Source organism: Bordetella genomosp. 8 (assembly GCF_002119685.1).
Classification (GTDB): Bacteria; Pseudomonadota; Gammaproteobacteria; order Burkholderiales; family Burkholderiaceae_B; genus Bordetella_C.
Map to the genome: position 1 here is coordinate 35,719 of NZ_CP021108.1, position 15,782 is coordinate 51,500.

The following is a 15,782-nucleotide window of genomic DNA, read 5'->3' on the forward strand; positions in this document are numbered from 1 at the left end:
CTCAGTCTCCGGAGGACGCGCCGTGCGCCGCGATGGCGGTGCGCGCCGACTGCAGGTGCCTGGCGTCCCTGACGGCCCTGACGGCGGCCAGGATGTTCTGGTAGCCGGTGCAGCGGCACAAGTTCGACGACAGCACGTCCAACAGCTCCTCGTCGCTGATGTCGGGATTGCGCTCCAGCGCGCCCGTCGCCAGCATCAGGAAGCCGGGCGTGCAGAAACCGCACTGCAGCGCGTGATGATCCATGAAGGCCTGCTGCATGGGATGGAAATCCGTCGCCTGGGCCAGGCCTTCCACCGTCCGGATGCAGCTGCCTTGCGCCTGGACAGCGAACATCAGGCAGGAGCGCACGGGCTCGCCGTCGATCAGCACGGTACAGGCGCCGCATACGCCATGCTCGCAGCCGATGTGCGTGCCCGTCTGGCCGCAGTCCTCGCGGATGGCGTCCACCAGGGTCTTGCGGGACTCCACCCGCACAGGATATTCGGCGCCATTGATGTTCAGCACCACGTCGTGCCGAGAGTCGCCGGTCTCGTCCCATTCTTTCATCGATATCCCCTGCTATGCGTGCGATACGTGCGATGCGGGCGTTGCGTCGTGGGCTTGCGCCAGCGCGCGGCGCACGACCGCGCGCACCAGGTCGCGGCGATAGGCGCGTTCGTCGTCGCCGGCGTCGGTGGGCTCGCACTCCACCGCCGCTGCTTCGGCGGCGCGGGCGAAGGTGTCCTTGTCCGGTGCTTCGCCTTCCAGGCAGGCCTGCGCCGCCGGCATGCGCCGCGGCCGGTCTTCCACGCCGCCCAGGCCGATGCGCACATTGCGCATCACGCCATCACGGATTTCAAAGGCGGCCAGCGCCATGGCCTGCGCGAAGTCGCCGGCGCGCCGGCTGTATTCGTGGAAACCGAAACGCGTGTCCGCGGGCAGCACCGGCAGGCTGGCGCTGACGAGCAATTCGTCAGGCGCCAGCGCCGTCGCCATATAGCCATGGAAGAAGTCGACCGCGTCGATGTGCCGCGTGCCGCGCAGGCTGCGGGCTTCGAGCACCGCATCCAGCGTGGCCGCCACCAGGCACCATTCGGACGCGGGATCGGCATTGGCGATGCTGCCGCAGAACGTGCCGCGTGTGCGTATCGGCAGGTGGGCGATGTGGCGCACGACCGTGGCCAGCAAGCGGCCCAGCGGCCCGGGCTCCGGCGCGTGGTGGAAATCCGCATGCCGCACGCAGGCGCCGATGCGCAGCCGCCCATCGTCGATTTCCAGGCTGCGCAGTTCTTCTATGCGGTTGATGTCCACCAGATAGGCGGGACGCGCCAGGCGCAGCGCCATGGCGGGGACCAGGGTCTGGCCGCCGGCCAGCACCCGCCCGTCCTGCTCGCAGACGTCGGCCAGGATCATCACCGCCTGGTCCACGGAGGTCGGCTCGTAATGCACGAATCTGCTCGGTTTCATGGCCGGTTTACCCCTGTGGCTGGTGTCCGGTTGAGGACGCGCGGTGTTATATTTATGGAATTATAACTATTTTTGGTACGGTCGGCCGCGTGGCCGCCCCGGCGCGGGCGCGCGGGTCCGCATCCCCTGGCTACGGCCGCCCGAACAGAACCGGAGTAAACGCCATGCTGCTGCCTTCCCATGATCGCTATCCCTATCGCGCAATCGGCGCACGCAAAGACTACAGCTGGCCCGAAGGCAAGCGCATCGCGATGCACATCGGCCTGAACATCGAGATCTTCGCATTCGGCACCGGGCTCAGCCACAACCTGACCGTGCCGCTGCCCGCGCCCGACCAGCGCGCCTTTGCCTGGACCGATTATGGCAACCGTATCGGCGTGTGGCGCATCCTGGACATGCTGGACGAGCTGGGACTGCCCGCCTCGCACCTGTGCAATACCGAGATCTTCAAATACTGCCCGGAACTCATCGCGCCCATCAAGGCACGCGGCGACGAATTCATCGGTCATGGCCGCACCAACGCCGAACGCCACGGCACCATGTGGGAGCCGGATGAAGCCCGCTTCCTGGCCGAAGTCCGCGACGCGATCCTCGAGCATACCGGCCAGGAAGTGCGCGGCTGGATGGCGCCCTGGATGTCGCACAGCCGCCATACGCCCGATCTGCTGCAGGAAGCCGGCTATAAATTCCTGATGGACTGGCCGGCCGACGACCAGCCCATCTGGATGAAGACGCGCGGCGGCCGCATCATGTCGGTGCCCTATCCGCTGGAGCTCAACGACTCCCCGCAGATGCTGGTGCGGCATCACACGCCTGACCAGTTCAGCCAGATGATCATCGACCAGTTCGAAGAGATGCTGGACCAGAGCGCCAAGCAGCCGCTGGTCTTCGGCGTGGCGCTGCACACCATGGTCACCGGCCAGCCCTATCGCCTGCGCGCCATGCGGCGCGCGCTGAAGTACATCGCCGAGCATCCGCGCCGCAACGAGGTCTGGTTCACCCGGCCGGGCGCGATCTACGACCATTGCCTGAACCTGCCCGAAGGAACGATGTAGGCGGGAGCGGGCCATCGCTGCCCGCCCCGCGGACCTTTGTGGCGTCCCATGCGACGTCATGTGGCATGGGCGGGTAGCCTAGTCGAGAGACACGTTCGCCTTCTTCACGATCGCGTCGAAGTTGGCGAAGTTCTTCACGGTGCGATCGGTGAATTCGGCGGGCGTCGTGTACTGCACTTCCAGGCCCTGCGATTCCAGCATCGTCTTCAGGTCGGGACGTTGCAGCGCCGACTCGATCGCCTTGGAAAGCGTACTCACCACGTCCGGCGGCGTATTCTTCGGCGCGTAGAAGCCGAACAGGTTTTCCGCGCTGAAATTCTTCACGCCGGCCTCGGTGATGGTGGGCACGTCCGGCAGCATGGGCAGGCGATGATCGCCGGCCACCGCCAGCACGCGCACGGCGCCGCTCTTCATATGCGGCACCGCCGCCGGCGCGCTCAGGAACATCATGCTGGAGTTCCCGGAGATGAGGTCCATCAAGGCCTGCGAACCGCCGCGGTAGGGCACGTGCGTGATCTGCACACCGGTGGTGATCATCAGCAGTTCGCCTTCCAGGTGCGACAAGGTGCCGATGCCTATCGATGCGAAGTTGTGCTTGCCCGGCTCGCGCTTGAACAGCTCGATCAGCTGCTGCAGGTTCTGCGGCGCGGACTTGGCCGGCACCACCAGGATGTGCGGCGCCAGCGCCACGCCCGCCACGGCGGCGAAGTCGTCGCGCAGGTTCACCGATGGCGGCGCCTTGGACGCGGCCTTGAAGATGGCGGAATCGGTGGTGCAGCCGAACAGTATGGTGTAGCCGTCAGCCGGCGCGTGCGACACGACGGACATCCCGATGAGTCCGCTGCCGCCCGTGCGGTTCTCCACCACGACGGACTGCTTGAGCGTTTCCGAGATCCGCTGCCCGATGCTGCGCGCCAGGGTATCGGTCGCGCCGCCGACCGGATAGGGCACGACGATGGTGATCGGACGCTCCGGGAAGGCGGCATGCGCCGGCGCGGCCGGCGCCACGGCGGCGACCGCGCCAGCCAGGACCAATGAACTCAACGACAGCATGCGGCGGGCGCGGCCGGCAAGGCGTCGCGCTTTGGCGATGCTATTCGGAAGGGTGATGGCGCCGGCAGCGGGCCGGCGATGGGGCGTGGCGGACATGGGGTACCTGACGGGAGGAGGAGGCTATCGAAGCCCGGCCGCTCGGCGGTCGCCGAAACCGGTATCAGTTCAACTGTTGGAATTTTTCCCGATTTTGGTACGTTGCGGTACGTGGGAATACCCTAGCCGGGCCTGGGCCCGGCGATCGGGGTCAGCGTTCCAAGGCGTCGGCGTTCCGAGGGCGCATCGTTCTGACGGCGTCAGCGTCCTAGCGCGCTTCCAGGGCTTGCAGCAGGTCGACCGGCGATATCGGGACTCGCGTGATGTGCACGCCCGTGCCTTCCAGCGCGTTGTCGACGGCGGACGCCACGGCGGCCGTGATCGGCAACACCCCTGCTTCGCCGACTCCCTTGATGCCCAGCTCGTTCAGCGGCGTGGGGGATTCGAGATGCGCCAGCGAAATGGATGGCATCTCCGTGGCGGTCACCAGCAGGTATTCGGCGAGATTCGTCGTGACGGGTTGCGCGTTCTCGTCATAGCCCATCTGTTCGAACAGCGCATTGCCCACGCCGTGCGCGATCCCGCCTAGCAGCTGCCCTTCGACGATCTTCGGATGGATCACCCGGCCGCAGTCGTGCGCGAACACGATCTGGCGCAGCGTGACCTCGCCGGTCTCGACGTCGACGTCGACTTCGGCGACCGCGGTCGCGTTGCCATAGGCCATATCGTTGATGATCACCTGCTCGGTGGCTTCCAGGCCCGGCGTCGCCCCCGGCATCATGAAGCCCGGCAAGCCCGCCGCCGCGCGCGCCAGGTCGCCCAGGCTGGCGGTGGCGCCGGTATCCCGCGCCACGACCTGCCGGCCTTCGATGTCCAGGGCTTGCACTGGCAGCCGCATCACCGACGCGGCGACCTCGAGCACCTGCTGGCGCACCGCGAGCGCCGCCTTGTGCGCCGAACTGCCCGCCATCACCGCCTGCCGGCTGTTGAAGCCGCCGAAACCCTGCACGGATGTGCGGCTGTCTCCGGCCGTCACCCGCACATTGTCCATGTCGCCGCCCAGCTGTTCCGCGACGATCTGCGTGAGCATGGTGCGCGTGCTCTGGCCCATCGCCGCCGCCGCGGATTCGACCTGCACCGTGCCTTGCGTCGTGATCCTGACGCGGATCTGCTCGTATGGCCCGCGGCCTGTCCCTTCCACGGAATTGGCCAGGCCCATGCCCAGCCGCTTGCCCTGTCCTCGTGCGATGGCCTGGCGCGCCGGAAAGCCGTCCCAGTCGGCCCGCTCCAGCGCCATCGCCTGGCAGCGCGGAAAGTCGCCGCTATCCAAAACTACCTGCATGCCGCCGCGCGTTTTCATGGGCGTGGCATAAGGCATGAGCGCCGCCGGCACCAGGTTGCGGCGGCGCACTTCGGCGCGATCCAGGTTCAGCTCGCGCGCCACGCGGTCCAGCAAGCGTTCCATGGCGAACACGCCCTGGGGCTGGCCCGCGCCACGCACCGGCGTCACCGGCACGCGATTGGTCGCGACGCATTTGATGTCCAGCCTGTAGGCCGGCACGCGATACGCGAGCGTCATGGCCGCGCCCGCGCCGTACGGCACGTTGGTGCCGCGCACGTTGTAGGCGCCGTGGTCATGCAGCAGGGTGCCGCGCACGCCGAGTATGCGGGCTTCGTCGTCGACCGCGATTTCCACGTCCCAGACCTGGTCGCGTTCCTGCGTGGTCGAGATGAAGTGCTCGCGGCGGTCTTCGATCCATTTGACGGGACGCCGCAGCATCAGCGCCGCGACGGCGACGACGGCTTCCTCCGGATAGAACACCAGCTTGGGGCCGAATCCGCCACCCACCTCCGGCGTGATCACGCGCACCTGATCCGGGCCGCGGCCCAGCAGGTCGCACAGGATCTGCCTGGCGGGCAGGGGCGTCTGCGTGGAGCTCCACACCGTCAGGACGTCGTCCAGCGCGTCGTAACGCGCCACCACGCCGCGGCATTCGATGGAATGGCTGCCGCCGCGATGCTGCAGCAGCGATTCGCCGTAAATGTGCGGCGCGCTGGCGAAGACGGCGTCGACGTCGCCATAGGCGAGGTCGAATTCGGCAACCAGGTTGTGTGGCGCACTGGTGTGCACCGTAGGGGCGCCTTCCTGCAGCGCTGCGCGGCAATCGGCCACGGCGGGCAAGGGTTCGTAGTCGATCTCGACGAGCGCGGCGGCATCTTCCGCCAGATAGCGGTCTTCGGCGATGACGACGGCGATGGCTTCGCCGACATAGGCGGCTTCGGTCGACGCCAGCACCGGACGATGCAAATTCATGCGGAAGCTGGGGCTGGGCAGCGCCGTCACCAGCTCGGCGCTGGTCAGATAAGGCATCAGGTCGGCCAGCGTCAGCACGGCATGGACGCCGGGCGCCGCAGCGGCGGCCGCCGTGCCGATGGCGCGTATCGCCGCGTGCGCGTTGTCGCTGCGCACGAAGGCGGCGTGCAGCATGCCGGGCGCGCCGATGTCGTCGACGAAGCGCGCGGTGCCGGTCAGCAGCGCCTGGTCTTCCACGCGCGGCACGTTGACGCCGAAGGTCCTGCCGGCGGGCCGGGCGCCATGCGGGTCGGGCGTCGCGCCCGGGGCGGGTTGCGTGGCGGGCGTGACCGCCGGCGGTGTTTCGACGGGCGTTTCGACGGCCGCTTCAGCGGGCGCGGCAACCGGCGTATCGACGGGCGTATCGACGGCGCTGCTGTGGTCGCGTGGGCTCATGCCTGCGCTCCTTCGCCGCGCAGGCGGGCGGCGGCGGCCAGCGTTGCCTTGACGATGCCGTCGTAGCCGGTGCAGCGGCACAGGTTGCCGGAAATCGCCACGCGGATTTCGGCTTCCGTCGGGTGGGGATTGCTGTTCAGCAGTTCGGTCAGCGTGGTCAGCATGCCGGGCGTACAGAAGCCGCACTGCAAGCCGTGTTCGTCCTTGAAGGCCTGCTGGATGGGATGCAGGCTGCCTTCGCAAGCCAGGCCTTCGATGGTGGTGATGTCGTGCCCGTCCGCCTGCACGGCCAGCGTCAGACAGGAGCGGACGGACAGGCCGTCCATCAGCACCGTGCAGGCGCCGCACACGCCGTGCTCGCAGCCGACGTGGGTACCGGTCAGTCCCAGCTGGTGGCGCAGGAAATCCGCGAGCGTGAGGCGGACGCGTACATCTTCCGCGTATTCCTTGCCATTGACGCGCACGGCGATCTGGCGGATTTGTTCGTTGACGGCAGTAGTCATGGCGATACCTTGCTGCGACGGTGCGGCATGGCGCGCCCGGCGGGCGTCGCCGTGCCGGCGTTCATGCGGGAATGCGGGCTTCGGCGATGGGCGCGCCGGCACGCGTACAGGCGGTGAGGAGCGCGCGGCGCGCCATGACCACGGCCAGGCTCTGGCGGTAGGTGGCCGGCACCAGCGCGTCGTCCAGGGCCTCGACCGCGCGGCATTGCTCGGATGCCTGGCGCAGCAGTTCCAGGGATGGCACGTTGCCGGCCAGGACGTTTTCCACATCGGCCATGCGCAAGGGCACGGTGCCGACGCCGCCCAATACCAGCGCGCTGCGGGCGATGCGGCCATTGCCATCCAGCGCCACCAGCGCGGCGGCCGACACGATGGCGAAGTCGCCGTGCCGGCGCGAGAATTCGAAGAACGCGGCGCCGTGTCCGCGCGGCCACAGCGGAAAGCGCGCGCCGACGACGAGTTCGTCGGCTTCCACCGACGGCATCATGAAGCCCAGCGGGAAGGCATCGAAGGGAATATCGCGGCGGCCATTGGGCCCGGCCACTTCGACCACCGCGTCGCAGGCCGCGGCCACGGCGACCAGTTCGGCCGCCGGGTCCAGGTGGCACAGCGAGCCGCCCAGCGTGCCGCGGTTGCGCGTCTGCCGGTGCCCGACGTGCAGCAGCGCTTCGCTCATCAGCGGGATGCGCGCGCCGATCAGCGCGGAGAATTCAAGGTCGCGCTGGCGCGTCATGGCGCCGATGCGGATTTCGTCGGGAGATTCGTGGATGCCGGCCAGTTCGTCGACCTTGTTCAGGTCCACCAGATGGTCCGGCTGCACGAAACGCATATTGATCATCGCCATCAGCGACTGGCCGCCGGCCAGCGGCCGCGCATTATCCAGTCGCCCGAGCAGGCCGACAGCGTCGTCGACGGTGCGGGGATCGTGATAGGTGAAAACCGATGGCTTCATACCGCCTGCGACTGGGGAGGATGGCGGCGGGAAGCCACCATGCCCCCTGACCGCAATGTATTTTTATTGGAATGCTATACAAATTTTGGTACGACCGCAACGCGCGTCCCGGGCGGGTTGCGCCAGCGGGTGTGCATTCAGTCGACCTTGATATTGGCGTCCTTGACGACGGTCGCCCACATCTTGCTTTCCCCCTGGACGAAGTCCTGGCTTTGCGCCGAGGTCATCACGGGAGCGGGCGTTTCGCCTATCTTCTTCAAGGCTTCCTGCGCTTCCTCGCCCTGCCAGACCTTGGCGACGGCGGCGTTCAGTTTGGCCACGACGTCGGCAGGCGTCTGCGCGGGCACGAACAGGCCGGTCCAGAATAGCACCTTGAATCCAGGCACGGTTTCGGCCACCGTGGGCAGCTGCGGCCAGTCCGGGCTGCGCTTGTCGCCCGTGGTCGCCAGCGCGCGGATCTTGCCCGTGGTCACGAAGGGCGAAGCCGCCGCGATGGTGGAGAAGGAAAACTGCACCTGGCCGGAGATCAGGTCCGTCATGGCCGGGCCTGAACCTTTATAGGGCACGTGGATGAAGTTGCCCTGGGTCTTGAGCTTGAACAGTTCGCCCGCCATGTGCGGCGTGGTGCCGATGCCGGCGGACGCAAAGCTCAATCCCTGGCCACCCGATTTCGCCAGGCCTTGCAGGTCGGCGACGCTCTTGGCGGGCAGGCTGTTGGTGACCGACAGCATCAAGGGGGAGACCGTCAGCATGGACACCGCCTTGAAGTCCCGCAGGGGCTCGTAAGGCAGGTTGGGCATCAGGCTGGGATTGATGATCAGCGCGGGGTCGACCACCATGACCGTGTAGCCGTCGGCGGCGGCGCGCTTGACGTAGCCGGCGCCGACCGTGGCCCCCGCCCCAGGACGGTTTTCCACCACCACGGATTGGTTCAATTCCTTGGCCAGTCCACGGCTGAGGATGCGGCCGACGGAATCCACGCCGCCGCCGGGGGCGTACGGCACGACCAGCGTGATCTGGTGGTCGGGATAGGCGGCTGCCGCGGCGCCGGAGTCCAGTGCGAGGGCCGCGCAGAGCGCGGCGGCCAATACCGGTGCGGCGCGCCGGGAGGCGCGGATGTGGTGTCGTTGCATCATGGTGGAAATCCCCTTGTTCCCCCGGAACGCGGGGTTGTGCGCACAAGATACCATTTTTGGTTTGTGTACCATATTTGGGACTTACCCCTAGCGGTCTCCATGGGGGGGACGGCCGCCGGCGGCGGGTGCGGTTTTTGCGCCAGCGGGAGCATGGAATCGCGGCATTGGCGCCGCGCCATGGCGACTTGCGTGGGACCGTCATGACAACCCGAACGACCCGGACAACCCGAACGACTGCTTCCGACAACCAGGCGCGGCCGGACGAGCGCGGCGATGCTCCGTTGATCGTGCCCGACCAGCACCCCAGGACCCTGCGGGACTGCCGGCGCTGCGGCTTGTGGCACGACGCCACCCAGCCGGTGCCCGGCCAAGGGCCGCGCCGCGCTTCCATCCTGCTGGTGGGGGAGCAGCCCGGCGACCAGGAGGACAAGGCCGGCTTGCCCTTCGTCGGGCCGGCGGGCGGCTTGCTGGACCGCGCGCTGGCGGATGCCGGTGTGCGGCGCGACGACGTCTTCGTCACCAACGCCGTGAAGCACTTCAAGTGGTTCCCGCGCGGCAAGCGCCGCATGCACAAGACGCCGGCGCAGCGGGAAGTGATGGCCTGCCATTACTGGCTGGAAAAGGAGCTGGCGTCGGTACGCCCGTCAGTGGCCGTCAGCCTGGGCGCGACCGCCTTGCGTTCGCTGATGCAGCGCGCCGACGTGCGCCTGGGCGCCATGCTCGGGGAGCCGGTCAAGGTGGGCGATCTGGTGGTCGTCCCCACCTATCACCCTTCCTTCATATTGCGCGCGCCCGATCCGCAGGCCCGTGAGGCCGCTTACTCGGCCCTGGTGCAGGCACTGGGAACCGCGGGCAGGATCGCCGCGGGCGATGCGCAGACGGAAAAGACATCGGCCCCGTGAGGGCGGGGCCGATGGTACTGCACGAGAGGAGCACCGGAAGACGCCCCGCCTCTCTTCGGGGCTGCCGCGTGGCCTTGTGGGCTGGCGGCCGGTCTGGTCAACCGGCGTGTCCGCCGGCGCCTCGCCGTTCCGGGCCTTAGACGCCTTGGAACGGCTGGTTGTCGATGTCGCCGAAGGCGACGTCACCGTGCACGCCGCCGCTTTGCGCGATGGCGGGTGCCGAAGGGGCATCCGCCTGGGCGGTGAACGGCGCGTTGTCCACGTCGTCATTACCGGTCAGGCCGGCCGCGCGCGCTTGCTGCAGCTGGGCAACCACCTGGTCACGGCTGGTGGCGCCGTTGTCGACCTGGCCGTAGACGCCTTGGAACGGGACGTTGTCCGTATCGCCACGCGGCGTGCCGGCTTGGGCGCCAGCCACCAGGGCCAGGGACAGGGACAGGGCAACGGAGGAAACAATGGTTTGGATCTTCATGGCACTTCTCCAATAGTCGATTTGGGGAACAGGGGGCTGTTCTTCTGCTCTTGTTCCCGACACATGGATATTGTGCATCCGGGAATCATAGGGATAAACCCGTGCTCGACGAATACACTTTCCCAAATACCGGACTAATCCGTGATTTTTGACTCGTAAAAAAGTATAAATCGATAGTGTCGATCTATGTAGGCGGAGATGTCGTTCGTAGGACTTGTCCGGGGCCATCGTGCGGCACATCGTCGGGGCGCGCTCGGGTCACGGTCGCGCCATCCGGGCGGCTGAAAAGCAATCGGCCCCCTGGGCTACAGGGGGCCGACCGTACTACGCACCACACCGAGAGGACTGCCACTACAGCATCCCCGCCTCTCGCCGGGGAAACCGTTCATCCGTGCGGGCATGAACGGCCGGACTTCCTGGCGATCCGACCGGCGTCGGTCGGATCACCGATTGGCGCACCACACCGAGAGGACTGCCACTACAGCATCCCCGCCTCTCGCCGGGGAAACCGTTCATCCGTGCGGGCATGAACGGCCGGACTTCCTGGCGATCCGACCGGCGTCGGTCGGATCACCGATTGGTCTTGGATCAGCCTTCGAAGGGCTGGTTGTCGATGTCGCCGAAAGCGAGGTCGCCATGCACGCCGCCGCCTTGGGCAACCGCCGGGACCGAAGCCACGTCAGCTTGCGCGGTGAAAGGCGCGTTGTCGCTGTCGGCATTGGCGGTCAGGCCGGCGGCGCGCGCTTGTTCCAGTTGCGCGACGACCTGGTCGCGGCTGGTGCTGCTGGCTTGCTGGCCGTAGACGCCTTGGAACGGCGCGTTGTCCGAATCGCCACGGGGGGTCGCGGCTTGCGCGGCACCGATGGCGGCGAACGAAAGAACAAAAGCGGAAACGATGGTCTTGGCATTCATGGCAGTACTCCTAGTCCTGGTTAAGTGATCCGGGCCGTGCATCGCGATCTGCTGTGAGAACTTCGCGATGTCCGTTGCTGTTCCCGATGAAACGTATTCTGTGCTTCCAGGGACTAGGGATAAACCCGCATAAGCGGAAATCATCTTTCCATTTTGACAAGCAATTCCCGATCGGTGATCGTAGCGGTGGGTTTCGGGGTCGAGGTCCGCGGGTAAGAAAGCGTGAAGCGGATATGCCCGTCGGGCGACGATTCCGCCCATGCCTTGCCGCCATGCAAGGCCATGATCGCGCGCACGATGGCCAGGCCCAGGCCGCTGGCGTCCGAGCCGGCGCTGCGCGACAGGTCGGCACGATAGAAGCGATCGAAAAGCTTGTGCAGCCTGTCCGGGGGAATGGGCATGCCGCGATTGCCGACCTGGACCAGCACCGCATCGCCGTCGGCGCGCGCCGACAGGCTGATCTCGGTGTCCGCGTCCGCGTAGCGCACCGCATTGGCCACCAGATTGCCCAGCGCGCGACGGAACAGCATGGCGTCGGCCCGGACGACGCCGCTGCCGGCGCACCGCAGCCGCAAGCCGCGCTCTTCGGCCAGCCCTTCGAAATACTCCGCGATGCGGCGCAGTTCCGTATCCAGGTCCAGCTGGACGTAGTCCAGCGCCGATTGCGCGTTTTCGGCGCGCGCCAGGAACAGGATGTTTTCCACCAGCCGCGACAGGCGTTCCAGCTCTTCCAGGCTGGAGGCCAGCACGCTTTCATACTCCGCCGGGCTGCGGCGCTGGTACAAGGCGACCTGGCAGTTGCCCATCAAGGCGCCGATGGGCGTCCGGATCTCGTGCGCCAGGTCGGCGGAAAACTGCGTCAACCGTTCATAGCCGTCGGCGAGCCTGTCCAGCATGGCATTGAAGGACGCGGTCAGCTCGCGCAGTTCGTGCGGCGTGTCGGCCAGGTTCAGGCGCTGGTCCAGGCTGGCCGGCGTTATGCGCGCCGCCTGCCGCGCCATCGCTCGCAATGGCCGCAAGCCGCGCCTCAGCGCCACATAGCCCAGCACCGCGATGGAAAGGAAGGCCGCGGCGACGGCCAGCGCGATCTGGTCGCGATACAGCGCCAGCATGCGCGTTTCGTTCACCAGCAGATGCGCGGCCTGTACTTCCACCGGCATGCCGTCCATGGTGCGCGCCATGGCCGAGACCACCCGCATGCCGCCGCCCGCCGTGGTCGTGCCGTCGCGGATGTTTTCGCGGCTCAGCGGCTGGTCTTCCGCCACCGGGGCGACGGGAGGCAGCGTCTGGTGGCCGGGATTGACGTCCATGACCGGTTCGGCGCCGGGAATGCGGAATACCAGCACGTCCTGTTCGTTGCCCAGCATGTTTTCGAACAGGCCGGGCCGCGCGCGGATTTCATCCAGGGTGAGCGTGTCGCGCAGCAGCGCGCGGAAACGGTCGACGCGGCCGATCAGGCCGACGTCGCTGCGCGCCATCATGCTGGATTCCATCGCCTTGTACAGGTACATGCCGGCGATGCTGACGACCAGGGCCGAGAGCAGCGCGAACGACAGCGCCGTGCGCAGCGTCAGGGAGCGTCGCCATCGTCGGCGCATGCGCGCACCTCGCAGACGTAGCCTATGCCACGTACCGTGTGGATCAATTTGGGTTCGAAGGGCTTGTCGATCTTGGCGCGCAGGCGCTTGATGGCGACGTCGACCACATTGGTATCGCTGTCGAAATTCATGTCCCACACTTCCGACGCGATGATGGCGCGCGACAGGACTTCACCTTCGCGCCGCACCAGCAGGTGCAGCAGCGTGAATTCCTTGGTGGTGAGCGCGATGGCGGTGTGCATGCGCGTGACGCGCCTGCGCAGGACGTCGATGTGCATGTCGGCCAGGCGCAGGTGGTCGGCCTCGCGCACGACGCCACGGCGTAGCAGCGTGCGTACGCGCAGCACCAGCTCGGTAAAGGAAAACGGCTTGACCAGGTAGTCGTCGGCGCCCAGCTCGAGGCCGCGGATGCGGTCCTGCAGCTGATCGCGCGCGGTCAGGAACAGCACGGGCACGTCCTGCTGCTTGCGCAGCGCTTCCATGATCTGCCAGCCGTTCATACCGGGCAGCATGACGTCCAGCACGATCAGGTCGTAGCGCTGTTCGAGCGCCATGTGCAGGCCGTCGGCGCCGTGGCGCGCCAGATCCACCGCGTAGCCCGATTCGCCGAGGCCCTTCTTCAGGTATTCGCCGGTTTTGAGGTCGTCTTCGACCACCAGTATGCGCACGCAGCACCTCGCTTGCCAGCCGTCGATTTTATCGGGGTGTGCCGGACCGTTCATGACATTATTGTCATCCGCGCGTCATGCTGCCGTCCCCGCGCCGCCGTCACGATAGCGGCGCGAGCTTTCTTGAACGTATCGAGAACCGCGTCGCCGCGCTGCTCCCGCGGCCGGCGATGCCTGACGGAGAAACGGATGAACAAGCATTATCGGATCGGCGCGTGGTGCGCCGGCGTCCTGCTGGCGGCTGGCATGGCCGCCGCGCAGGCACAACAGGCCGGGCAGGCGCCGGCCAATCGCCTGGCGGTGCGCGGCACGATCGAGCAGATCACCGACACCACGCTGAAGGTCAAGGCGCGCAACGGCAAGGACGTCACCCTGGCGCTGCCCTCCAACGTGGCGGTGCGCGCGGTTTCGCTGGCCAAGCTCGGCGATATCAAGCCGGACAGCTTCATCGGCACGGCCGCCACGCCACAACCCGACGGCACGCTGAAGGCGCTGGAAGTGCACGTGTTCGCGGCGTCGCTGCGCGGTTCGGGTGAAGGCAACCGACCCTGGATGGGGTCGGACGGCAAGACCGGCCAGATGACCAACGGCACGGTCGGCAGCCTGGTCGGCACCAACGGCACGACCATGAAGGTGAAGTACAAGGACGGCGAGAAAACCGTGGTGGTGCCGCCCGACGTGCCCATCGTCTACATGGAACCGGGCGATCGCAGCCTGCTCAAGACCGGCGCGCCGGTGCTGGTGTTCCCGACCAAGAACGCCGACGGCGGCCTGACGGCCGCCACGGTCATCGCCGGCAAGGACGGCACGATCCCGCCGATGTAAGCCAGGCCTGTCGCAAAGCAGGCATCCGGCGCAGGAGACCAGTCTTGTCCTCATTTTCGGTAAACGACGATGGCACGGTCGCGCCGGTACGCCGCCGCCCCGTTCATCCGCGCTATGTACGCGTCACGCATTGGCTCAACGTCTATGCGATGGCCTGCATGTTCATGAGCGGATGGGGCATCTACAACGCCTCGCCCATCTTCCCCTTCAGCTTCCCGCAGTGGGCGACGCTGGGCGGCTGGCTGGGCGCGGCGACGATCTGGCATTTCGCCGTCATGTGGCTGCTGGTCGGCAACGGCCTGGTGTATCTGCTGGCGGGCATCGCGTCGGGGCATCTGCGCCGCGACCTGATGGACGTGACGCCGCGCGCCGTGCTGCGCGATGCCGCGGCCGCGTTGCGCCTGCGGCTGCGCCATGCGCCCGGCCGCTACAACGCGGTGCAGAAGGTGCTGTACCTGGGCGTCCTGCTGCTGGGGATACTGATCGTGCTGTCGGGCCTGGCGATATGGAAGCCGGTGCAACTGGATTGGCTGACCAATCTGTTCGGCGGCTTTGCCGCCGCGCGGGTGGTGCATTTCTGCGCCATGGCCGGCATCGGCCTGTTCGTCGTCGTCCACCTCCTGCTGGTCATCCTGGTGCCGCGCACCCTGCCGCCCATGATCACCGGCCGAACCCATGGAGCCCACGATGCCTGAGCGCAATGATCGTCCGCGCGGCCAGCGCCTGATCCTGGAGCCGGCGCAGCGCAGCCAGCTGCATCGCGCGCAACGCCGCCTGTTGCTGCGCGGCGGATTGTCGCTGGGCGCGCTGGCGATGATCAGCGGCTGCAACATGCAGGACGGCGATACTTTCGACAAGGTGCTGTGGGCAATGTCGCGCTGGAACGACCGCGTGCAGGGCTGGTTGTTCAATCAGAACAAGCTGGCGGCCACCTACCAGGCCAGCCAGATCACGGACCCCTTCCCCTTCAACGCGTACTACCCCGAGTACAGCGTGCCGGACATCGATCTTGCCGCCTGGAAGCTGGAAGTGTCCGGCATGGTGGCGGACAAGCGCGCCTGGACGCTCGAAGACCTGCGCGGCTTGCCGCAGGCCAGCCAGATCACGCGGCTGATCTGCATCGAAGGCTGGAGCGCGATCGGCCAGTGGAGCGGCATACCGCTGAAGACCTTCCTGCAGCGCATCGGCGCCGACCTGAGCGCGCGCTATGTCGGTTTCAAATGCGCCGACCGCTACTACGGCAGCATCGATATGCCCACGGCCCTGCATCCGCAAACCATTCTGGCGCTGGATTTCGGCGGCGCGGCTTTGCCGGCGGACTACGGGCAGCCGCTGCGGCTGCGCGTGCCGACCAAGCTGGGCTTCAAGAATCCCAAACATATCGTGGCGATGTTCGTCACGAACACCTATCCCGGCGGATATTGGGAGGACCAGGGCTACAACTGGTTCAGCGGAATATAGCGCCCACACTGAA

16 protein-coding genes are annotated in these 15,782 nt (G+C 67.1%); 5 read left to right on the forward strand and 11 right to left on the reverse strand.

Going from position 1 to position 15,782, the window contains the following annotated elements:
* Position 1: 1 nt before the first annotated feature.
* Positions 2–547 (reverse strand): (2Fe-2S)-binding protein, encoded by a 546-nt coding sequence (locus CAL12_RS00165; RefSeq protein ID WP_086062627.1) that lies wholly within the window; start codon positions 545–547, stop codon positions 2–4.
* Positions 548–559: 12 nt separating this feature from the next.
* Entirely contained in the window at positions 560–1,447 is an 888-nt protein-coding gene (locus CAL12_RS00170; RefSeq protein ID WP_086062628.1) for an FAD binding domain-containing protein, read from the reverse strand.
* A 164-nt stretch (positions 1,448–1,611) separates the two neighbouring features.
* On the opposite strand from CAL12_RS00170, the gene CAL12_RS00175 reads away from it, so the two are divergent.
* Positions 1,612–2,502: a polysaccharide deacetylase family protein gene (locus CAL12_RS00175; RefSeq protein ID WP_086062629.1), complete on the forward strand. Its 891-nt coding sequence runs from the start codon at positions 1,612–1,614 to the stop codon at positions 2,500–2,502.
* Positions 2,503–2,580: 78 nt separating this feature from the next.
* On the opposite strand, the gene CAL12_RS00180 is transcribed toward CAL12_RS00175, so the two are convergent.
* The 5 genes from CAL12_RS00180 to CAL12_RS00200 form a co-directional block, all read right to left on the reverse strand.
* Positions 2,581–3,651 carry a Bug family tripartite tricarboxylate transporter substrate binding protein gene (locus tag CAL12_RS00180; RefSeq protein WP_086062630.1) on the reverse strand — a complete coding sequence of 357 codons (1,071 nt, stop codon included), beginning with the start codon at positions 3,649–3,651 and terminating at the stop codon, positions 2,581–2,583.
* Positions 3,652–3,859: 208 nt separating this feature from the next.
* A complete protein-coding gene (locus CAL12_RS00185; protein ID WP_086062631.1) occupies positions 3,860–6,340 on the reverse strand; it encodes a xanthine dehydrogenase family protein molybdopterin-binding subunit in 2,481 nt (826 codons plus the stop codon).
* On the reverse strand, positions 6,337–6,843 hold the full coding sequence (locus tag CAL12_RS00190) for a (2Fe-2S)-binding protein (RefSeq protein WP_086067586.1): 507 nt from the start codon (positions 6,841–6,843) through the stop codon (positions 6,337–6,339). The genes CAL12_RS00185 and CAL12_RS00190 overlap by 4 nt, the downstream gene beginning before the upstream one ends.
* 61 nt (positions 6,844–6,904) lie before the next feature.
* Positions 6,905–7,795: an FAD binding domain-containing protein gene (locus CAL12_RS00195; RefSeq protein ID WP_086062632.1), complete on the reverse strand. Its 891-nt coding sequence runs from the start codon at positions 7,793–7,795 to the stop codon at positions 6,905–6,907.
* A gap of 137 nt (positions 7,796–7,932) precedes the next feature.
* Positions 7,933–8,931, reverse strand: a complete 999-nt coding sequence (locus CAL12_RS00200) for a tripartite tricarboxylate transporter substrate binding protein (protein ID WP_157792848.1) — start codon at positions 8,929–8,931, stop codon at positions 7,933–7,935.
* Positions 8,932–9,131: 200 nt separating this feature from the next.
* On the opposite strand from CAL12_RS00200, the gene CAL12_RS00205 reads away from it, so the two are divergent.
* On the forward strand, positions 9,132–9,833 hold the full coding sequence (locus CAL12_RS00205; protein ID WP_086067587.1) for a UdgX family uracil-DNA binding protein: 702 nt from the start codon (positions 9,132–9,134) through the stop codon (positions 9,831–9,833).
* A 136-nt stretch (positions 9,834–9,969) separates the two neighbouring features.
* On the opposite strand, the gene CAL12_RS27990 is transcribed toward CAL12_RS00205, so the two are convergent.
* The 4 genes from CAL12_RS27990 to CAL12_RS00225 all read right to left on the reverse strand — a co-directional run bounded on the left by CAL12_RS27990 (position 9,970) and on the right by CAL12_RS00225 (position 13,483).
* Positions 9,970–10,305, reverse strand: coding sequence for a DUF4148 domain-containing protein (locus tag CAL12_RS27990; protein ID WP_157792849.1), 336 nt, complete (start codon positions 10,303–10,305; stop codon positions 9,970–9,972).
* A 588-nt stretch (positions 10,306–10,893) separates the two neighbouring features.
* Positions 10,894–11,217 carry a DUF4148 domain-containing protein gene (locus CAL12_RS27995; protein WP_157792850.1) on the reverse strand — a complete coding sequence of 108 codons (324 nt, stop codon included), beginning with the start codon at positions 11,215–11,217 and terminating at the stop codon, positions 10,894–10,896.
* 140 nt (positions 11,218–11,357) lie between these two features.
* Positions 11,358–12,815 (reverse strand): heavy metal sensor histidine kinase, encoded by a 1,458-nt coding sequence (locus CAL12_RS00220; protein WP_086062636.1) that lies wholly within the window; start codon positions 12,813–12,815, stop codon positions 11,358–11,360.
* Positions 12,788–13,483, reverse strand: a complete 696-nt coding sequence (locus tag CAL12_RS00225) for a heavy metal response regulator transcription factor (RefSeq protein WP_086062637.1) — start codon at positions 13,481–13,483, stop codon at positions 12,788–12,790. Before CAL12_RS00225 ends, CAL12_RS00220 begins: the two co-directional genes overlap by 28 nt.
* 189 nt (positions 13,484–13,672) lie before the next feature.
* On the opposite strand from CAL12_RS00225, the gene CAL12_RS00230 reads away from it, so the two are divergent.
* From CAL12_RS00230 to CAL12_RS00240, 3 genes are read left to right on the forward strand one after another with little or no spacing between them, the layout of a single operon-like run.
* Entirely contained in the window at positions 13,673–14,308 is a 636-nt protein-coding gene (locus CAL12_RS00230; RefSeq protein ID WP_086062638.1) for a hypothetical protein, read from the forward strand.
* Positions 14,309–14,352: 44 nt separating this feature from the next.
* Positions 14,353–15,003: a cytochrome b/b6 domain-containing protein gene (locus CAL12_RS00235; protein ID WP_086062639.1), complete on the forward strand. Its 651-nt coding sequence runs from the start codon at positions 14,353–14,355 to the stop codon at positions 15,001–15,003.
* Entirely contained in the window at positions 14,996–15,769 is a 774-nt protein-coding gene (locus CAL12_RS00240; RefSeq protein ID WP_086062640.1) for a molybdopterin-dependent oxidoreductase, read from the forward strand. The genes CAL12_RS00235 and CAL12_RS00240 overlap by 8 nt, the downstream gene beginning before the upstream one ends.
* The last annotated feature ends 13 nt before the right edge of the window (positions 15,770–15,782 follow it).